We start from the raw sequence: 19035 nt of genomic DNA on the forward strand, positions 1-19035 counted from the left end.
ACCTATAAAGAGTAAGCCCCCTGAACAGAAGAGGGGGCGTGTTCGCACACTGTAACGCTTATTTGTGAATGGACGGAATGACATGAGGTCTGGAGGCGGAGGGACTTGTTTTCACACCTCCATATGTTAATCTGCGCCAGATCCATTCCATCGGGCCACTCTTATAACGATTAAGCCAGAACGTGCTGAAGGCGACCAGCAGGGCGTATACTCCAAAGCTAATGAACAGTACATGAATCGGCTGAACCTTCTCAGCAAGTCCAAAGCCATAACCCAGAAAAAGAATCGTACCGATAATCGAATGAAGTAGATAACATGTTAACGACATCCGTCCTACTCGGCCAAAAATCATGAGTCCACGGCGTAGTAAGGGAGCATACAGGAAGAGCATGGCAAGTGTGCTCATGTAAAACATACTTCCAGTCAATCCACTGATTTGAACTTGTACAGAGGAAAGCTCCATCATAAGTGTATTGTCAAAAGGAACAAGTGTGCCGAGCAGTGTGCTGCTCAGCGTAATGAGATAAGCGATGAGGCTAATAAGAAAAATTCGCTTCCAAGTCTGTTTTTTTTGCTCCATGTTCTGAAACAATTTCATTTTGACAAAATACATGCCCAGCAGAAACATAATGAACATAGAATAGACGGTAAAAAAAGAACTTGAAGCCATAAACGACATGTCAGCCCAGCGAGCACCGATGGATTGGAAATAGGAAAGTCCGCTGCTATGACTGTTCAGGGAAAAATCTGCAAAATTCAGATCAGTGGGATTGCTGCTATTGAACGCTTTGAGGATCAAACCAAGCACCGGGGCCAGACATTGAACAACAATGAATGCGATGATCCAGCGCAGCAATGTTTGTGCTGAACGGTTGTAGAAAACAAGCAGCAGCAAACCTGCAATCGCATAATAGCTCAATATGTCACCGACCCATACAAAAGTAATGTGCAACAGACCAAAACCGAACAGAATCATCAATCTGCGGATGAAAAGCCTGTTTGGATGCGCTACCCTCTGTGCTGCTCGATCCATAAAAATCATAAATCCAACCCCGAACAGGAAAGAAAACAGTGTAATAAACTTACCTTCAACAAACCAGGAGACCAGATTATGTACTGGATCATCCGACGAAATCTCGAACCCTTTTACAGAATCGACGATGAGAAAATAGTTAACAATAATGATACCCAGCATGGCAAAGCCACGTACGATATCCAGAAAATGAAGGCGTTCCTGCAGACCCATGGGCTGTCCATGGCCGTCTTTCAATAAAGTCATATCCATACTTCCTTTCTATATTATTATGATTGAAAAGGGTTGTTCGGATCTGCTAGAGGCGTAAGCAAGACCCTTACAATGGTAAATATAAGAAAAAAATCTTAACCGTTTATGAAGGCTCCATATTTTTCTCAGAACTTGTGACAGATCAATGTCAATCTCTCCGTTTCATAAACTGTTAAGATTTACGATGTAACCTGTAATGAATACCTATCGTATTGACGAAATATAGTTAGGACACACAATCAATTGCATCATCAAGAGCATGAGGTGAGAAAGTATGAGCCATAGAGTATTAGTCGTAGAAGATGATCGGGATATCGGGGATCTGCTGCAGGAATCGCTTAGAAGAGCAGGGTATGAGGTGTTAAGAGCAACAGATGGGGAGACAGCTCTGCAATTCGTGGACAGTTCACTAGGACTGGTTATTCTGGATATCATGATGCCTGGTATGTCGGGCATTGATACTTGCAAGCAGATTCGAAGGACATCCAATGTGCCTATATTATTCCTGACAGCCAGATCAAGCGTATTGGACAAAACGGAAGGGCTGTTAGCTGGTGGTGACGACTATATGAGCAAACCGTTCTCGGAAGAGGAGCTGCATGCCAGGGTCATTGCACAGTTAAGAAGATATACCGTATATCAGGAAAAAACGGATCATGAGGAGACTTTTCATGTTGCGGGCAAATTGCGAGTGAGTGATCAGTTTAATGAAGTCTGGAAGGAGAACGAGCAGCTCAGGCTGTCTGATCTGGAATATCGCATTCTCAAATTGTTGATGAGCAAACGGAGCAAAATATTTTCCGCACAAAATATATACGAAAGCGTGTGGGGCCAGCCCTATTTTTATTGCTCCAATAACACAGTGATGGTTCATATTCGCAAGCTGCGCGCAAAAATCGAGGATGATCCGGCACAACCGGTTTATATACTAACGGAATGGGGAAGAGGCTACCGCTTTGGCACATCGTAAATTTACATTGAATCAAAAACTGGCTTTACTGATTGTGGTGGCTGCCTTCGCAAGTGGTATCGTTTTTCTGACCCTGCAAAAGATCAGCAATGACTTAATCGACAGTTATATGAACTCTGACGAGTATTATCAAGAGACATCTGCACGATATATTAAGCGGTTCAGCCAGTATGTTTCATTGAATGAGCTGGCTTCGACGGATCGGAAAGCTTTTGGCGAGTGGGTGCGCAAGGAAAACTACATTATGCTTACGATCTTTAAAGACCAATTGCTGCAATATGACTCCAATTACATGACTGCAGATGAAGCAGCGTACGGAAAAGAGAAGGTCAATCAATACGTGCAGAATCACTCACATCCGGTTAAATTCAGTGATGGTGAAGGGAGAGTTATCATTGATGGCTTTTACTCTTCTCGCTACTATGACCTGGCCTTTACAGCAGAATTGATCGGGGCTACCCTTATCTTTTTAACTGTTGTTTTACTTGGCATTCGCCGCAGAGTTCGTTATTTGAGGCAAATCAATCAGGAGATTCACATGCTGGAGGGCGGAGAAATGGACTACCAGATGACGGTCAAAGGCCATGATGAAATCGCGCTGATTGCCGAAAGCATCGAAGAATTGCGTAAAGCTTTTCTGGACAAACTTTTGGCTATTGAGAAGCTGCAAGCAGAGAGCAGAAGCCTGGTTACAGAAATGTCGCATGATATGCGTACACCGCTGACTTCGTTGATCATGTATCTGGAGTTCGCCAAGCAAGAGGATGTTCCGATCGTAACAGATCAAGGACGTTATATTGCGAGTGCATATGGAAAAGCTTTGCAGCTAAAGACGTTATCCGATAATCTCTTTGATTATTTCCTGCTGGATAAAGAACATGCGGCCGATCTGGAAAGTGTTGCGGTCAAGGAAGTGATCTATGATCTGATCTCGGATCAGATGTCGATTCTTCACCAGGAGCAATTTCGAGTCAATATTACGGGGGAGCTGCCAGATACGTTTATCGATGTAAATATGGAGGAACTGGGCCGTGTCTTCGATAATATCATGTCCAATCTGTTGAAATATGCGGATCGGCAGGAAACGATTAATATCACCTTTGGTTCTGATCGGGAAAAATTCGAAATTCATATTAGTAATACAATTAAAGCAACAGACAGCACCACTGAAAGCACCCGTCTTGGTGAACGAAGCATAGCTAGGATGATGTCGCGGATGCAGGGGCAATTCTATAGCTCACAGGACAATACGATCTATAAGACCGTGCTTCGTTTCTGGAATACCCGGATTCAGCTTGCTGAAAAGACACCATGAAAAAATGAATATAGGAGCAAAAATGATGAAGATTCCTTTCCAATTCCAGAAAGTGCCACAGTTGTTACAAGGTTTATTAAACTTATGTCTCTTCTTTCTCGCCATTGCTTTGAGCGTACTTCTAATCAGTGAGACGTGGTACATTGTGACCTTCGTATATAAGTCCTTGTTTAACAGAGCGGATAGTTATTATGAAATGTTGTCCGAATTGCTTATATTTTTCTTATACTTCGAGTTCATCGCGTTAATTATCAAATACTTCAAGTCCGGTTTTCATTTTCCGCTCCGTTACTTTATTTACATTGGCATTACAGCCGTCATTCGATTAATCATCGTTGATTATGATGATGCACTCAAAACATTCTGGTGGTCTATTGCCATCCTGGTCATGATTGCTGCGCTCTTTATTGCCAATCGCCGAAAAACGGTAGGAGAACATGACTAGAATTGAATAACATCAGAGGACAAACGATATGAAGAAGATTATTATTCAAGGTTGCGACATAACCTCACGGGAAGAGCTGTACAGCATTTTTCAACAACAGTTTGGTCTGGAGAAATTGTATTTTGAAAATTTGGATACATTAAGAGATGGGTTAATGTGGCATGTTCCAGTGCCAATAACAGTAGAATGGACACATTATACCGTCTGCAGATATGCCCTTGGTGCTTATGCCGATCAAGTATTGAATGTGTTCTATGAAGTGCAGGACCAGTTGGAGGAACTGTTTACTTTTCGACTGAAATTTTAGCATTAGAGTATACTGGAAAAATAATAAATCAACGAAAAGGCAAAGTCGATTTTAAAAGACTTGCCTTTTTAATTGTATGCAGTTTATTTATGCTATTTCAATATATGAAAAATTCACAATAATTGAGCGCTAATCTCCCTTGCTTCTTCACACCAAAAAGAAACTGCAGCTCTCCATATCTTCGTACAACTCGTAAAAAGGAAGTCTCACACTCAGAAGCTAGAGTCAACCTCTATTTATCCACGGCTCAGCTTAGCTTCATTCGAAAGTAACCATAATGAAAGGACTGCTTCTTTCAAGATGAAAGAGCAGCCCCTCTAAATAAACCATGTACAAACGATGGGAGATTGGCAAAGGTTGAGACATAGATGAGCGAAAAGAGATGTATTAAATATACTGCCAGAGGGCCATGACAAACTTGTACAAAAAGTAAAAGGAAAAACCGATTAACAGTACGCCTGCCAGGCTGGATACGAGCTGAATCATTCGCGAGCTCATCATTTTGCGAGTAACGGACACAATGGAGAGCAGCCCCAGATCATGAAGTAAAATACCGCATAATATGCCGATTGCCGCGATCATAAAGCTGAGCTGACCCGTGGATTGATAGGAATCCGACAGAACTGTACCGAAAACAGAAATCCAAAAAATGAGATTACCCGGGGAGACAGCGACAAATAAACCGTTCCGATAGGTTCGCCAAAAAGATGCATTGGTTTTGCCTGTCTTATCCGCTGCACTGTTCAGAGGAAGATCCGAGTGACGGATGGAATCGTAGCCCAGATAGGCAAGAACCCCCGCACCCGCAAGCCATAGCGGTATCTGTATGTAGGGAAGCGATAGCAGGGAAGCAAAACCAAAGTACATAGCCAGGATTAAAGCGGCATCCACGGTCATACCACCCAGACCTACAGCCCATCCATGTGTAAATCCATTTCTTAATCCCTGCTTGGTCATCTCAACGGTGATTGCTCCGACAGGCATGGCAACAGCCAAACCAATAAGAATGAACTTGATATAGATTTCCATAGTCATACCCTTTCCAGTGAGATGAGCTGACGAAAAGAAAGCTTGTCCAACAGTTAAAAGATAATGACTGTTTAAGTAGTTAGTAAAAAAATACAAGCTCTCCTTATGCCATCGGCTGGTATACAGCTTATTCAGGGAAGAGCTTGTTTAGAATACCAGAATACCTGGCTTACGAATGATATTATTCTTTTTCCTGCTGCTGCAGGGATCGCAGAAAAGGGCATTTAGTGGGAGCCGTATCATCGTCGCGAAGAAAATACTGTTTGTACTCCAGATTTCCCTCGGCTCCGTATTGCTTCAATTCCGGATGTGCGGGAATTGTATCGTACGCAGCCAGACGAGCACGAATTCTAGGCCCGATTGCCGCAGCTCGCTGCGGCTGCTCATTCCACAAATCGAGTACCCAGCGCGGGGTCATAGCCAGCATAAAGTATGGAAAATGTCTGCTTTGTCTTGCAGCATGTGCTGGTGTACCACAATACACAAAGTAACGTTCGTCGTTGTAACAAAATTCCCAGAGCGGATTTTCGGGGTCTTCTGGAATGTCTTCTGGCCAAGGTGTGTTGTCCATGCTTCGAAGCTCACTTAACAGATTCCAGAACGACATTTCATAAGTAAGAACATCCTGGGTATGCTCCTCTTGCTCGAAAAAAATGACCAGTGATGAGTAATCTCCGAATGTACGTGAGGAAGCTCCGTATTCCTGCACGATACGAGACAGCTGCTCAGCCGGGGTTGCTTTGCCGGATCGGGTTATAAATCCATAGCGCAGGTGGCCTAATGCATATGCCTGTGTAGCAGGAATGCATGGAAAACGGGCTTCCCGGTCACTCATCTTCTTGGAGAAAAGATGGTGAGCATCTTTTTTCCAGAGATCAAGAGTGTCTCCGTTATGTTCAATGTCAGCAGAAGAAAACAACAGTTGCATCAACAGTCCTCCTTTTACTTACAGGATATCGGCCCGGAAGCAAATTGGTGACTGTCCATTGCATAGGGGGATCTTTTTCAATTGGAGCAACAGATATAACAACTCTGCATCCCGATCTGCCCGTTTCTCTCTGAGGCTTTGTTTAATGGATGAACAGGAAAGGAACACCGTGAAGAATCTTTGGACATTCGTTTCAATTTAATAGTAATATGACATTAGTAGAGATAGCGAAAATGCTTATTGAGCATAGTGCTGATTATTTTAAGCTGAAATGAATACATGAAGAGGATGTGAGCAATAGTGAAATTGCCAATGATTAATGAACAACTTGCTAAACGTATTGTGAATTGTGAAACCGATTACTTGACCTCAAGGATCAGATCAATTGGCGAACGAAGTGGCAATCCGGAAGGAGTGGAGATTAAACAGCTCGGAGATACTACTGCTTTTTATATCCAATCGATGCCTTGGGGCTTATTCAATTCAGTAAAGGGCTTCTCGCAGGACGATATTGACAAGCTGGAAGAAATCATGGAATTCTATGATCAAAGAAATAGAGCATTTCAGCTAGATATCAACCCTGCGGGTACTAATCCTGCAATGTTTAGACGGTTAACGGAAAAAGGATTATATCAAGAAAGCTTTCATTCCGTTCTGTATGGTCTGCCAAGAAGCGAATTACCGAACCTGCCTTCCAATATAACCATTCGTGCAATTGAACATGAGGCGGATTTTGATCTCTTTGCAGGCATACATTGTGTCGGGTCCGGGATGGATATCGTCCATAAACATCATTTTGTAAATAACAATATCGGTTTGCTTCATCGCCCTGGTTGGAAATTATTCTTAGCCTCATGGGATGACGTACCAGCCGCTGTTGCTGTTATGCATATCGGCAGCGGCAGCAATATTGCCTCTTTCACATTAGCCGCAACCGCTCCTGAGTATAGACGAAAAGGTTTACAAACTGCCCTGCTGATGTGGCGAATGTACGAAGCATATAAAGCGAACTGTGAACTGGTTGTTGCTCAAGCAAGTTTTGGCAGCTCCAGTCAAAACAATATGGAACGAGTCGGCATGCAAATCGCGTGGACCCGATCTGTTTGGGTACCATTTAAATAATATGAAAGGCGCAGCCGTAGTGCTATGGATCAAGAGCTTTAAGATTCCCCGAATAAAGAAAACATCGTTTCATGAATACTTTCCCTAACTTCTTTGGGCATTTCCCTGATCCGGATATCCCGCCCCAGGAAAAGAATCCAATTTGTGATTTCGGCTAACTCATCCGGATGATGAACGTTGATGAAAGTTTTTAAAATTGCTGTAGTCTGAAAAGGGTTGGTGTATGCCATTGAAATTTTTAAGGGATGGTATTTTTTGAACTGCGCAATCGCCATTGGCCCTAGTTCTAAGACAAGGTTGATGGCTTCTTCCCGTTTGTTTAGTCGTTCTGCAATCTTCTTTGCATGGATTCTTTTTTTCTCTGAATAGGGTTTGACATCTGTGAGAAGGTCGACTGGAATAATGCGCCTCTTGTGCTGTTCGAGATCAAAGCCTTCAATTTGCCATGCGTTTTTTTCTCGATAAAGATGTAACAAATAGATGGGATATGACTTTACTTCATCGGCTTCCTCGGTGGAAAGCAATAAATAGCGGTCTGCAAGAATAATTTGGATCAGTTGTTCCAACATAGGATGGGGCAAATCAGACAAATCAAGCAGATCAGGATTGTGGGGGTTGGTCCCCTCAAACAAGAGAACCTGATTTAACAAGACGAGATCATCCTGTTGACTTTCCGAGATGAGTCCTAATAATTTTTCTGCTAAAGAATGACGACTTTTGAGGTAAGGCAGTTGTTGATTTTTGGTAGCCATGAAAGCAATAATCAGCGCTTTAATCTCATTATCCGTAAAGCGGACAGTCGGGAGGACAGAGTTGTTCATGACAAAATAGCCCCCGTCTCTTCCTACTTCGGCGACAAGAGGCATTCCCATGGCTTCAATTTCCCGAATATCTCTAATAGCCGTTGATCGAGAGATGTTAAATTCTCGCATGATCTCCGAAATGGTAAAATGAGCACGGTTATTGATATACCGCATTATTATGTTAATCCGTTCCACTTTTTTCATAGGGGCCCTCTAAACAGTATCATATTTTGACATGATTTATGGCTATTATAAACGTATCAAGCGGAAAAACAAATCTTTAAAGAAACATGACAGTGTGCATCCGTTGAAAAATCCATTTCATAAAAGGAGCTTGAATAATGTCAGCATACACTCTTGAGGAAAAAGACGGCTTTATTGTGTTAGGGATCGGAACGGAGCTGAAGAGCGATTACACGGACTACGTGGGTATAAACAAAGAGAAGATGGCGTTTTGGCAGACTGTGACGGAGGATGGAAGGCTGGACAAATTAAAGGCTATCGCAACAAACGACTATATCTTTGCCGTGAGCGAGGCAGTAAATCATAAGATGATGTATTATGCAGGTGTTATGACAGAAGCATCATTACAAGAAGAACACAGAGTAATTCAATTCCCCAAGGGACAATATCTCGTCGTTAAAGGGGAAGGGAGGACGGCTGATGAGTTGAGTAACAAGCTGACCGGTATCGCTTTTGGTCAAGTCTTGCCAGCAGCTGACGATTTTGCTTATGTTGGCGGGCCCAATACAACTGTTGAGATGGAGCATCGAGACGGCCTTGTATTCGGTGAAATGTGGATTCCGGTTGTGAAGAAATAAATGAAATCAGAGGAGGAACGAGCATGTCCGCTATCGTAGATTTTAAAAATGTGTCCACCGTTGGTCTGGAATCTTCACCAGTTGCAGAAGAGCTTGCTGGCCTGCGAGCAAATGAAGCTCGTTATTTTATGAACAAATATAAGCATGAGTTTACGGTCGTGCCAGCCAGCGAGAGCGAAGAGACGCTGGAGTATGTAAGTCGAATTTTGAAAGAAGAACGTGGTATTGAGTTTGCGGCCAAACCATTGGAGACATCTCGCTTTCAAGTGGAAAATATCAGGTGGGCCTTTGTCTTTTATGAGGATGGTCTAGCAGTCAATGTCTTGTATACGGTGGATGGCCCGAAAAAGCGGGCCGTTGGTTTCAAGCTTTCAGAAAGAATGGACGTGCCTAAAGAGCTGGAAGAAAAGAAGTTTAAATTCGCTAGACAAAAGTCCAAACTGGCTGGAACAATTCGTGGTACGTTCTTTGTGATTAAGGGAGAGTATTAAAACATAGTTCGAAGTTCGAAAATACAGTTTTATCTGATGGCAGAGCCGCTATTTTAGCGGCTTTTTTATTTTTTAGATTTCTCGGACCTTTTCAAAAACATGCGGAAAAAGAATGATTAAAGGCCAGGTATTAGAAAAAGTCTTGAACATATTATAGGTAATATCTATTTAACTATGGTTAAGGAGGACATCATAAAACCAATGTTACCTATGGAGGAGTATTTTGGTAAGTTAGAACTCGTTCATTCATTTTATGGGGCTATGCCTACAGGCGTTAGTGTATCCGAAACCGGGCGTATTTTTATTTGTTTTCCGAAGTGGGGAGATGATGTCAGATTTACGGTAGCGGAGATTGTTGAGAGTCAGTTACAGCCTTATCCTGATTTAGAAACGAATTTGTTCAATCCTTCGAATCTCACGATGTCCTTCATCAGTGTGCAAAGTGTAGTTGCAGATGGAAGGGGAACCCTGTGGGTACTGGATCCGGCTGCACCAAATTTTTCTGAGCCTATTAAGGGAGGGGCAAAATTAGTTGCTGTAGATCTAAAAACAAATACGATAAGAAAGGTATATACATTTGAAGAAGATGTAGTCTTGCCGACAACGTATCTGAATGATGTCCGATTTGACTTTCGTGTAGGTAAAGCAGGTTACGCATATATAACCGATTCTTCTTCCAATGGTCCAGGCGCTATTATCGTCGTGAATTTAGAAAACGGAAATGCGTATAGACGGTTGAATGGAGCAAGCTCAACCTCACCCGATCCGTATTTTGTACCGAAAGTGGAAGGTAGAATTTTGATGAATCGAAACGCAGATGGTTCGACATCTCCCTTTCGATTGGCCTCTGATGGTATAGCCATTTCCCCTGATGGAAAAATGCTATTCTATTGTCCTTTAAGCAGCCGCCAGTTATATTCGATTTCAACAGAATCTTTAAGAGACAGAGCAATACCGGATTTCAAGTTAAGTGATTTTGTGCAGTATTGGGGAGAAAAGGGTGCATCGGATGGCATGATCACGGATGCGCAAGGAAACGTTTATGCTGGAGATTATGAAAACGATAGTATTCGAAAAATATTGCCGAATGGAATCATGGAAACCATCGCGCATGATCCCCGAATTTTATGGCCAGATACGTTTTCTATTGGTCCGGATCAATATTTATATGTAATTGTGAACCAGTTACATAGACAGGCAAGATTTCATTATGGAAAAGACCTGCGCAAAAAACCGTATAGTTTATTACGTTTGAGAATTGATGAATTACCTGCACCGACCTTATGATAAATAGAAGCCTTTAAGGTCGCTGTCAAGAAGGCCAAACGCACCACTATCCAGGCCAATCCCGCAGGAGAACCGGTCGTCGTTCCGGCAAACCATCGCTGTCGTATGCCCTCCATAAGAATGTTCGACGATGCCCATGCCAATGTCTAGCAACAATCTGTCCTTAAAGATGGGAAATCCCATTCCGGAGAACCGCCACCGCCGCAAACATAGAACAAAACCGGATAGCGCTTCTGTTCCCCGAAGAGAGCAAGGTCGTCATAACACAGCTTTAAAATTGTCTTAGAGGAAAAATGCCCTTTTTGCCCATTGAAGTCGCTATTTCAGCGGCATTTTTATCTATCGGTACAAGTTCGTGTCCCGAGCCAAGAACATGAACTTATACCGATTGAATACCTAAAAAGGACTATATGAAGATAGCCTTCATTCTGTTTTGTAAGGTCTACCTAAATGCGATGCGAACTCCCCAAGCTACTTTCGCTTTTTAACAAATAATTGCCGATCCAGGAAATAACCTGCCAACAGTGAGAGCACAACAAGTATAACGGGTATTCCAAACGATTCTTTAGAGAAGGGTGCTCCTTCCAGTTTTAAATGGTCTGTCGCACGATATTCGAGACGTTTGGCAGCAAATTGAGCAGTCATGACGTCTTCTTGTTTAGATAAATCTTCAAACGCAGGGTCCATTGCAAATCTTCCCTGCATATTTTTGTGTAACAATAACAATTCGGTATCGTTATTCAATTGTTTCCATTGCCCAATATCCTCAGCAGCTGTTGTCTCGGCTTGAGAGCCGACCACAATCATCTTGGATAGAGAGGGAGCTTCGTTCATCTGATAACGCGCAACCAAATTCAAGCCATGCTTGGTTACAATCGGTTGATTTTCACGTGATATCGTTAAAGTTGTCGTTGTTCCGGATGCTCCATAGGTATCAAAGGCAGCCGACAAATCTAATTCATCTGCACCTGGATATAGCAGTACGCCTGCTTTGGTCTTGTTCCATTGATAGGATTGATTCAAAATGTACGTAATATCACTCAATCCTGCCGTGAAAGGTTCCATTTTCGGATCAATGACATAATGGTAGGAAGGATAATTGAGTTCATTCGCTACCTGCTTCGCGGCTGCCTCACCTAACTGCTGCGAAATGACATAAAGGGTTGCATCCATTCCGGATGTAAGACCAGCTGAAGAGACGATGTTACCTTGGGGAACATAACGCTGATCTTTTACCCACTGAATTTCCGGGTAACTTTTAATCAAACGTTGAATGTCTCCCCAGTGTGTCGCAGCACTTTTACCGTTCAGCAATCCGGTATCGGCCAGATTCTCTGCGCCATTACATATGGACAATAGAATCGTTTGTTCACTCGAATGCTTGCGAATCCATTCACGGACGGGAGCATATTTTTTCTCATCCAGGATCGGCATATAAGGGATAACGATAATATCTGGACTTTTGCCAAGCATTTGGTCCATATCAGCAAAAGAATAATGGGGAATGACATCCAATCCTCCGGTTAACGATTTGATTCCCGAATCCGGTGCAACACTGAATACATTGTACTTTCCTGTAAGAGCAAACATCTCATACGGGACTAGAAAATCAAAAACTTCCGTTACTTCATTAGACAGTAGAACAGCTACTGTTGGCTTGTTAGCATCATATGCAGGTATCTTTACCTGATCCAGTGCAGGAGGATTATTTTGATTATATAAGGACATTCCAGCATTGGATGTATGAATGAAACCGAACACACCCGCTCCTCCCACAATAATGATAACTACAAAAACATACATAAAAATGCGCAGCAAAACTTTCACTTACCCGTTCCCCTTCCAACTAAATAATATTTTACCTCAAAAAATATACCAATCGAGGATCAAATACACACCTGCCCAAGGACGGATTGCAGCCCTGGGCTGCGGGTGGAAGAGATACTGGACTTAAGTCTGTTCTGTTTTTTCTGCAAGACCCGTTAGAGCTATACTCCTCGTTTGAGATGTTAGCTCTTACGTGAAGAACAGCGAACGTGAAACAGTGACTTGGCTATCTTTATAGTCTTAAAAAATGGTATGATTAGCATACTTTTTTAATCCATGTTCAACAAGAAATATTATATTATAACACTATAAATATAATCGTTTTAGTAAACCGGGAGAAGCAAAATGACTATACAGAACAAAAAAAACAGGTTGCGTACAGAAATCAATAATCTTAAACAAATCAGCCTTACTACATTACTTAGTGGACTGGTTATCATCTCAACTCTGATGACCCTGACGATCATGGTTATCTCCTCATATACTTCACAGAAGCAATCCCTTATCAATAACGTTCTTGCGCTGAACTATGAAAGTGCAGTCCAGATGAGTCAAACCCTGGATTTACTATTCCAGTCGATGCAACAAAGTTTGAAGTATGGTGCCTCACATCTTCAAGATACCGATTTCACACACAAGTTGAAGCTGAATAACACACTCAGTTTGATTCAGAATAGCAGTGACTATTTTAACAGCGTAGCCTTGACCGATGAGACGGGACTTTTATTAAGCATGTCTCCGTATTCTTTGGTCAGTGTGGGTAAACATATTCGTTCAGAAGATGCTAAAGCTGCAATTAAGGCCAGAGCCTCCTACATATCGGAAGCTTACATTACACCATATACAAAAAACAGGATTATCTTTCTCAGTGAACCCATCTTTGATAAGGAGGGGAAGTATAAAGGTATATTGAGTGGAAGCATACTTTTGCAACAAAATAACATATTGAACCTTTCATTTGGAAACCAGCTGAAAAGAAGCGATGGATCTTATTTTTTTATTGTTGATCATAAAGGAACATTGCTTTTTCATCCAAATATCAACCTTATCGGGGAAGATATCAGCCAGAACAAAGTCGTGCAGAAATTAATAAAGGATCAGACCGGGAAAGAACGATATGTCAATCTATCAGGTGTCGACTCTCTTGCTGGCTATTACAAAGTTCCAGCGAACAATTGGGGCATGGTGATCGTTACCCCGACCCAAACCGTATTTGATCAGTTAAACCGCCAAATTGAGTTGCTGTTGCTCTACACCTTGGGCCCGTTTTTAATATTGATCTTGATTGTTTTAAGGGTCGCTCGAAAACTAACCCAACCTTTTGTATTTCTGACTAATCTCATAAACCAAGTGGCCGCGGGGCAAACGCAGCTGCCTCCTGTGAAACCACACTGGAACAGAGAAGCAAACATGCTCAATCTTAAAATTTTTGCATTTATGGAAATTTTCAAAAACAAAACAAATCAGTTGGTGATTGATGCGAGAACGGATGTGTTAACTGGCCTGAATAATCGTAGAACATTCGAGGAAGTCATTCAGCAATGGATTCAGGATGAAACTCCCTTTGCCATGATTGTGCTAGATATCGATCACTTTAAAATAATTAATGATACCTTCGGTCATTCCGTTGGAGACGAGGTTCTAAAAAAGATAGCCCAGTTAATTCAGGCATCTGTCAGACCAGAAGATATCTGCTCCCGCTTTGGGGGTGAAGAGTTCGTTATATTGCTGCATGATAGCAATTCGATGATGGCTTATCTAATAGCAGAATACATTCGCATATCGGTAAAAGAAAGTGTTCTGGTTACTAATCATTTGGTTACAATATCCGCAGGCATCACCGAGTTTCCTCTTCACTCGTTGTCAGCGACTGAGCTTTTTCAATTAGCAGACAATGCATTATACCAGGCAAAACAGGAAGGACGTAATCGAACAATCATAGCTCAACAGGCTTCTAAATCATAAACTTAAGAGTTGAATTTATAAGGAAGATCGATATCCCTTATCTCGCACGAAAGAAAACCCTGCGGCCTGTTTTCAACAGGCTACAGGGTTTTCTATTCTATTCCGCATCTGATTTGTGAGATGCAATCTGAAATTGATCTGAATACGATTTGAGGTTGTCAGCAAGGAGGGTTAGCTGTCCGGAAATGTCTGATAACTCATTGGCGGAACGTTGCTGTTCGACAGCACTGGCAGACACTTCTTCGGACATGGCTGATGTTTCCTCGGTTGCGGAAGCAATGTAACTCAAATGCTGCTCTACCTCCTGGCGAATGGATTGCATATGGATCGTGCGATTTTCCAAACGCTGAGCAAGCTCGCGCACTTCAGTGGATAACTGGCTTACTTGTCTGAAGCTTTGAAGACATTCAGCGATTTGTTCTTCCTGCTCCTTGACAGCCAACATATTGGTATCCAGATGAGCTTCCATACGGTGGATTTCTTGAACAAATGAACTGAGTATGCCATCAATCTCCTGAATTGAACGTTCGGATTGCTGAGCCAGCTGTCCCATCTCATTAGCAACAACTCCAAAACCTTTACCCGCTTCACCAGCACGAGCCGCTTCAATTGAAGCATTTAACGATAAAATTTGAGTTTGTTTTAAAATGTTGTAAATCTGTCCACTGATGGAAGCAGCGAGTTCTGAACGAGTCGTCAGCAACTTGGAAATATTATGCTGATCCTCAACAAGTTTGGCGTTCTCACGGCTCTTTTCAAGCAGAACCTCATGTTGACGTGTCACTTGTACTTGCAATGCAGATAACTGCTCGGATGTACCGGTGAACTGTTCCACATAAGAACCGACTTCATTCATAATATTGCCAAGATTCTCTGAATGCTGGACGGAGTGTTCTGTCTCTTCAGCTTGTTTCATGGAGCCTATGGCAATTTCCTCGATGGCTCTGGAAAGCTCCTCAGACTGACGATGGTTTGTCAGGGATGCTCCTGCAATTTCTTTTGAGGATTGCTGCAGCATGCTGGAGCCCTGTTGTATTCCGTTCAAAATGTTCGTTAATTGATTCACCATAACATTAATTAAGTTACTGATGTCACCAAGCTGATCATTCGTCATATGTCTGGATACAATGTTTAGATTTCCATTCGATACCTGATCCAGACTTAACTTAATATCATTTACTTGGCGGAGGATACCTCTTACGACAAAGAGCATCACTAACAGTGATAAAACAAGAACAACTACAAAAATAGGAATAACACTACGATACGTATTGTTCAGCGTTGTTGCGGAAACGCGATTAATTTCAGCAGCAGAGACATCAATGCCCAAATACCCCGTAACTACACCTTGCGAATCCTTTATGGGTGTAAAAGTGGACATCAGTTGTCCCCAAATAGGGACGTCTACAATGCCTGTGGTTACTACTTCGCCACGTGCCAAGCGTTCTAGAATCTGGGAATCAAGTTCAAATGTTGTCCCGTAAGAACTATATTCCGGATCTCCCCAATCTGCTCCGTCAACAGTGTAGATCCATCCATCGGATGTTTTATTATACATATAAATATACAGAGCACCTGATTGATGACGAGCTTGAATGAGTTGATCCCTTAACTTTTTGTATTCGGAACTCTGCTCTGAAGAAGTTGTATATAAGGACCTGATTGATGTCGATTCCTCTCCCAGTTGGGCAGCGATATTCACTGCGAGCTGCTGGTTGTTATACTGCATCGTCATTAATGAGGCATTTTCACTGGAGTGGATCGTGGCCCACAGGATCAAACCGCCCATAGCCAATAACGGAACGAGTATGATCAAGTAGAGTTTGAGGCGTAAATCCATTCTTTTGTTGCGCATGTGTTTCACGTTCTGTTCCCCCTCGGAAGTAAATAAAGCATAATTATATATAAATCTATACTATTTATCGTAAAATGGAGGAGTAAAATGTAGTCCAAAGCTAAATTCAGTTTCATCTTGTCCGTTAATGGAGATTAAATTGGAAATGAGATAACGAAGTATCACTCTAAAAAGTGTTATCCCGTTTAATTTTGATTTACAAAGAATAATGTTTTTGGGAAAATGATTCTATATCATAAAATGAAGTATAGGGGAGAGCTTTCAATGCCGGTTCAGAGGGTTAATCATCACGAATTCTTCGAGCAAGTATACAACCAAACACCGATTGGAGTTGCTCTCATAGCTCCGGCAGGAAATTGGCTGAAAGTGAATCCTGCTTTTTGCCATATGACCGGTTTCACTTGTGAAGAATTGATGGAGCTCCGCTGTCAGGATTTAACGCATCCGGAGGATTCCTCGAAGGATAATGTTGAAGAAGCTGGACTTTTGGATAACAAAGTAAAAGAAAACATATATGAAAGGCGCTTCATTAAAAAGAATGGCGAAGAATTATGGTGTTCATTGCATGTAACTCCAGTCAGTGACGAAGGAACGTCTGAACCCGATTACTTCATTTGCTTTATTGTAGATATCACTGATCGCATCCGAGCTGAACGGAAACTTTCGCACAGTGAACGCATTAGAGCAAATGCCGAACGCTTGGCGAAGATTGGAAGTTGGAAATGGGATGTAGTTCATGATCAGATCACCATTTCTGAACAGGTACTGGAAATCTTTGAACTTGACCGTACAAACCAATATTATTGCGCAAAAGATATCTATAAGGTAATGAGTACGGCAGATGCAGCATCTTTGCGAGAAAAAATAAGAGACGAAGAGCAAAGAGATCCTTTTGTTTTTGAATTTAAATACGCTCGGTCCAAAGGCAGAGTAAAATATATTCAATTACGTGGACTAATCATTTATGACGAACACCAACAGCCCATAGAGTTAAAAGGTGTACTTCAGGATATTACCGAACAGAAGCAGGTCGAATTCAGGCTTCAAGAAACCATTGAACGTTACACCTCGCTCAAAAAATATAATCATGACGCTATTATTTCATTCGACATGAGTGGAAACATTATGAACGCTAATCCTGCAGCCGTAAAGATGACAGGTTGTACAGTAAACGAAATGGTTGGGAAAAGTATAGGAAGATTTATTGGAGCCAGTAATCTGGGCCTCATTCTGCGGAGTCGCTATGATTTGGCTGAGAAGAAAATGAACGCTGTTTTGCACAGGGACGGCCGTGAAACGGAAGTATTGGCAACGCTTGCTCCAATTATTATTAATAATGTCAATGTCGGTTACTATTTAATAGCCAAGGACATTACGGAGCAGAAAAAGCTTCTCGTTGCCAAAGAAACAGCTGAAAGGATGAATCAGGCGAAAAGCGATTTTTTGGCGATGATGAGTCATGAAATACGAACACCTATGAATGGTGTGATCGGAATGACAGATCTTCTTCTAGATACCCCGGGACTGAGCCAGGAGCAAGAGGAATATATACAGATTATCCAAAAAAGTGGAGATTCCTTGCTTACTATTATCAATGACATCCTGGATTTTTCTAAGATCGAGTCCGGGAAAACCGATTTAGCAGTTGATCCTTTTGATCTTCAAGAAATTGTGACAGAAACGGTGCAAATCGTAAAACCTTTGATCCGCGAAAAGAAGTTAGATATTCATATTTGTATAGATGAGATGCTTCCAGTTCCGCTGTATGGTGATGCATCTCGTTTAAAACAAGTACTTACTAATATCATCGGTAATGCTGTGAAGTTTACTCCGGAAGGCAGCGTAGACATTGAAGTAAGAGTTAAAGAGCAATGTGAGGAAAACGTGTATCTCAAGTTTAAAGTCAAAGATACGGGAGTGGGGATTCCAGCAGAGAAACGGCAACAATTATTTGAGCCATTCTATCAATTGGACAACTTTATGACACGCAAAACGCAAGGAACGGGATTGGGACTGGCGATCAGCAAAAAATTGATAGAACTCATGCATGGAGATATATGGATTGAGGATTCAGTTGAACCTGGCACAACGTTTATATTCACAGCCTGCTTTAAAATGAACAATGAGGAAGTTGACCAACGCATAGAGTTCTCTCAACAAATGAGCAGAGGCACCCCTCTCCATATTCTGATTGCTGAGGATAATGAAATGAATCAGCTTGTCCTTAGTAAAATGATTGAAAAAAAGGGACACTTCGTAGATCATGTCGTGGACGGAAAAGAAGCTATTGATGCAGTCAAGCGGAATGCATATGATATTGTGTTTATGGATGTGCACATGCCCAACTTGGATGGATTTGAAGCGACTCGAGCAATCAAAGAGAATCTGTCTTCTGAAGAATGTCCTTATATTGTTGCAGTGACTGCAAATGCTCTAAGAGGGGATAGGGATCGATGCTTGAAGGCAGGAATGGATGATTACATTAGTAAACCCATCAAAAGTGAATCTATTTATCAAGTGATAGAGACGTATTATAACAAGAAACAGATGAATAGATGAAATCAATACAAAAATAAAAAAAAGGA

Annotated in this window: 16 protein-coding genes and 1 pseudogene; 10 read left to right on the top strand and 7 right to left on the bottom strand. The window is 41.9% G+C overall.

Translation table 11 applies throughout. The features are described 5' to 3' along the window. Positions 1 to 58: 58 nt before the first annotated feature. Positions 59 to 1279, bottom strand: a complete 1221-nt coding sequence (locus HNR77_RS12950; RefSeq protein WP_184184666.1) for a DUF418 domain-containing protein — start codon at positions 1277 to 1279, stop codon at positions 59 to 61. Between the two features lie 280 nt (positions 1280 to 1559). On the opposite strand from HNR77_RS12950, the gene HNR77_RS12955 reads away from it, so the two are divergent. Genes HNR77_RS12955 through HNR77_RS12970 form a run of 4 tightly spaced genes read left to right on the top strand, consistent with a single transcriptional unit; the run spans position 1560 to position 4322 of the window. Next, entirely contained in the window at positions 1560 to 2255 is a 696-nt protein-coding gene (locus tag HNR77_RS12955) for a response regulator transcription factor (RefSeq protein ID WP_184184669.1), read from the top strand. After that, positions 2242 to 3570 carry a HAMP domain-containing sensor histidine kinase gene (locus HNR77_RS12960; protein ID WP_184184671.1) on the top strand — a complete coding sequence of 443 codons (1329 nt, stop codon included), beginning with the start codon at positions 2242 to 2244 and terminating at the stop codon, positions 3568 to 3570. Before HNR77_RS12955 ends, HNR77_RS12960 begins: the two co-directional genes overlap by 14 nt. A gap of 25 nt (positions 3571 to 3595) precedes the next feature. Continuing rightward, positions 3596 to 4015 carry a phosphate-starvation-inducible protein PsiE gene (gene psiE, locus HNR77_RS12965; protein WP_111271958.1) on the top strand — a complete coding sequence of 140 codons (420 nt, stop codon included), beginning with the start codon at positions 3596 to 3598 and terminating at the stop codon, positions 4013 to 4015. Between the two features lie 28 nt (positions 4016 to 4043). Beyond that, a complete protein-coding gene (locus HNR77_RS12970) occupies positions 4044 to 4322 on the top strand; it encodes a barstar family protein (protein WP_184184673.1) in 279 nt (92 codons plus the stop codon). 387 nt (positions 4323 to 4709) lie between these two features. On the opposite strand, the gene HNR77_RS12975 is transcribed toward HNR77_RS12970, so the two are convergent. Next, positions 4710 to 5351 (bottom strand): LysE family translocator, encoded by a 642-nt coding sequence (locus tag HNR77_RS12975; protein WP_184184786.1) that lies wholly within the window; start codon positions 5349 to 5351, stop codon positions 4710 to 4712. Positions 5352 to 5532: 181 nt separating this feature from the next. Further along, positions 5533 to 6279, bottom strand: coding sequence for a YqcI/YcgG family protein (locus HNR77_RS12980; RefSeq protein ID WP_184184675.1), 747 nt, complete (start codon positions 6277 to 6279; stop codon positions 5533 to 5535). Between the two features lie 300 nt (positions 6280 to 6579). Between HNR77_RS12980 and HNR77_RS12985 the strand changes: the two genes are divergently transcribed. Continuing rightward, a complete protein-coding gene (locus HNR77_RS12985) occupies positions 6580 to 7401 on the top strand; it encodes a GNAT family N-acetyltransferase (RefSeq protein ID WP_184184677.1) in 822 nt (273 codons plus the stop codon). A 38-nt stretch (positions 7402 to 7439) separates the two neighbouring features. On the opposite strand, the gene HNR77_RS12990 is transcribed toward HNR77_RS12985, so the two are convergent. Continuing rightward, a complete protein-coding gene (locus HNR77_RS12990; RefSeq protein WP_184184679.1) occupies positions 7440 to 8408 on the bottom strand; it encodes a helix-turn-helix transcriptional regulator in 969 nt (322 codons plus the stop codon). 137 nt (positions 8409 to 8545) lie between these two features. Here HNR77_RS12990 and HNR77_RS12995 point away from each other — a divergent pair, with 137 nt between their 5' ends. The 3 genes from HNR77_RS12995 (at position 8546) to HNR77_RS13005 (ending at position 10803) form a co-directional block, all read left to right on the top strand. Continuing rightward, positions 8546 to 9025 (top strand): GyrI-like domain-containing protein, encoded by a 480-nt coding sequence (locus tag HNR77_RS12995; RefSeq protein WP_184184682.1) that lies wholly within the window; start codon positions 8546 to 8548, stop codon positions 9023 to 9025. A 23-nt stretch (positions 9026 to 9048) separates the two neighbouring features. Then, complete coding sequence (locus tag HNR77_RS13000) at positions 9049 to 9516, top strand: phage tail protein (protein ID WP_184184685.1); 468 nt, start codon at positions 9049 to 9051, stop codon at positions 9514 to 9516. A gap of 174 nt (positions 9517 to 9690) precedes the next feature. Next, on the top strand, positions 9691 to 10803 hold the full coding sequence (locus HNR77_RS13005) for an L-dopachrome tautomerase-related protein (protein WP_184184688.1): 1113 nt from the start codon (positions 9691 to 9693) through the stop codon (positions 10801 to 10803). On the opposite strand, the pseudogene HNR77_RS13010 reads toward HNR77_RS13005, so the two are convergent. Both HNR77_RS13010 and HNR77_RS13015 read right to left on the bottom strand, forming a co-directional pair. Continuing rightward, positions 10804 to 11069: pseudogene (locus HNR77_RS13010) on the bottom strand (alpha/beta hydrolase); the annotation flags it as partial. Positions 11070 to 11274: 205 nt separating this feature from the next. Next, positions 11275 to 12630: a DJ-1/PfpI family protein gene (locus tag HNR77_RS13015; RefSeq protein ID WP_184184691.1), complete on the bottom strand. Its 1356-nt coding sequence runs from the start codon at positions 12628 to 12630 to the stop codon at positions 11275 to 11277. 345 nt (positions 12631 to 12975) lie between these two features. On the opposite strand from HNR77_RS13015, the gene HNR77_RS13020 reads away from it, so the two are divergent. Continuing rightward, positions 12976 to 14595, top strand: coding sequence for a sensor domain-containing diguanylate cyclase (locus tag HNR77_RS13020; protein WP_184184694.1), 1620 nt, complete (start codon positions 12976 to 12978; stop codon positions 14593 to 14595). A 97-nt stretch (positions 14596 to 14692) separates the two neighbouring features. Here HNR77_RS13020 and HNR77_RS13025 read toward each other — a convergent pair whose 3' ends face one another. Further along, positions 14693 to 16450 (bottom strand): methyl-accepting chemotaxis protein, encoded by a 1758-nt coding sequence (locus HNR77_RS13025; protein WP_184184789.1) that lies wholly within the window; start codon positions 16448 to 16450, stop codon positions 14693 to 14695. Between the two features lie 264 nt (positions 16451 to 16714). On the opposite strand from HNR77_RS13025, the gene HNR77_RS13030 reads away from it, so the two are divergent. Beyond that, positions 16715 to 19009, top strand: a complete 2295-nt coding sequence (locus HNR77_RS13030; protein ID WP_184184697.1) for a PAS domain S-box protein — start codon at positions 16715 to 16717, stop codon at positions 19007 to 19009. Positions 19010 to 19035 lie beyond the last annotated feature (26 nt).

The organism is Paenibacillus sp. JGP012 (assembly GCF_014203995.1).
Classification (GTDB): Bacteria; Bacillota; Bacilli; order Paenibacillales; family Paenibacillaceae; genus Paenibacillus; species Paenibacillus silvae.

Coding starts and splice junctions, on each gene's coding strand:
- HNR77_RS13025 (WP_184184789.1), bottom strand. CDS start 16,450: ATGCGCAACAAAAGAATGGATTTACGCCTCAAACTCTACTTGATCATA.
- HNR77_RS12955 (WP_184184669.1), top strand. CDS start 1,560: ATGAGCCATAGAGTATTAGTCGTAGAAGATGATCGGGATATCGGGGAT.
- HNR77_RS13000 (WP_184184685.1), top strand. CDS start 9,049: ATGTCCGCTATCGTAGATTTTAAAAATGTGTCCACCGTTGGTCTGGAA.
- HNR77_RS12995 (WP_184184682.1), top strand. CDS start 8,546: ATGTCAGCATACACTCTTGAGGAAAAAGACGGCTTTATTGTGTTAGGG.
- HNR77_RS12990 (WP_184184679.1), bottom strand. CDS start 8,408: ATGAAAAAAGTGGAACGGATTAACATAATAATGCGGTATATCAATAAC.
- HNR77_RS13005 (WP_184184688.1), top strand. CDS start 9,691: ATGGTTAAGGAGGACATCATAAAACCAATGTTACCTATGGAGGAGTAT.
- HNR77_RS12975 (WP_184184786.1), bottom strand. CDS start 5,351: ATGGAAATCTATATCAAGTTCATTCTTATTGGTTTGGCTGTTGCCATG.
- HNR77_RS12980 (WP_184184675.1), bottom strand. CDS start 6,279: ATGCAACTGTTGTTTTCTTCTGCTGACATTGAACATAACGGAGACACT.
- HNR77_RS13020 (WP_184184694.1), top strand. CDS start 12,976: ATGACTATACAGAACAAAAAAAACAGGTTGCGTACAGAAATCAATAAT.
- HNR77_RS12970 (WP_184184673.1), top strand. CDS start 4,044: ATGAAGAAGATTATTATTCAAGGTTGCGACATAACCTCACGGGAAGAG.
- HNR77_RS13030 (WP_184184697.1), top strand. CDS start 16,715: ATGCCGGTTCAGAGGGTTAATCATCACGAATTCTTCGAGCAAGTATAC.
- HNR77_RS12950 (WP_184184666.1), bottom strand. CDS start 1,279: ATGACTTTATTGAAAGACGGCCATGGACAGCCCATGGGTCTGCAGGAA.
- psiE (WP_111271958.1), top strand. CDS start 3,596: ATGAAGATTCCTTTCCAATTCCAGAAAGTGCCACAGTTGTTACAAGGT.